Consider the following 490-nt stretch of genomic DNA (forward strand, 5'->3'; position numbering starts at 1 on the left):
TTACCCTGCTGCCGCCGTTCTGGCAGACCGTGTCGCTGGCCAACCCGGTGTTGCACATGGTCAACGCCTTTCGCTACGGCATCCTGGGGGTATCGGATATCAAGATCAGCGTGGCGATCACCTTCATGCTGATCGCTACCGTGGTGTTGTACATCGGTTGCGCGAGGCTGCTGGTGAGCGGACGCGGTATGCGTACGTAAGGTCGAACGCTGTAAAAATGTGGGAGGGGGCTTGCTCCCGATGGCAGTGTGTCAGTCAATCAATAAGGTGACTGATCCACCGCCATCGGGAGCAAGCCTCCTCCCACATTGGGTTGTGTAGATGGGCTTCAGGCCTTGAGCGCCAAGTCGATCAGCTCATGCAGCTCTTCAACCGGTAGCGGCGTGCTGGAAAACAGGCTGCGATACACCGTTGGCGCGGCAATCAGGTTCAGCAACCTGTCCAGGGTGGGTAACGGGCCGACGGTGTCCTGGTAACGATCAAGAATAAT

At 57.8% G+C, this 490-nt stretch carries 2 pseudogenes; one reads left to right on the forward strand and one right to left on the reverse strand.

Going from position 1 to position 490, the window contains the following annotated elements:
* Window positions 1-200, forward strand: a pseudogene (locus tag SB765_RS27980) (ABC transporter permease); the annotation flags it as partial.
* A 128-nt stretch (window positions 201-328) separates the two neighbouring features.
* Here the strand turns inward: SB765_RS27980 and SB765_RS27985 are convergent.
* Window positions 329-490, reverse strand: a pseudogene (locus tag SB765_RS27985) (TetR family transcriptional regulator); the annotation flags it as partial.

The sequence above is a fragment of the Pseudomonas sp. SIMBA_067 genome (assembly GCF_046534675.1).
Taxonomy (GTDB): Bacteria; Pseudomonadota; Gammaproteobacteria; order Pseudomonadales; family Pseudomonadaceae; genus Aquipseudomonas; species Aquipseudomonas putida.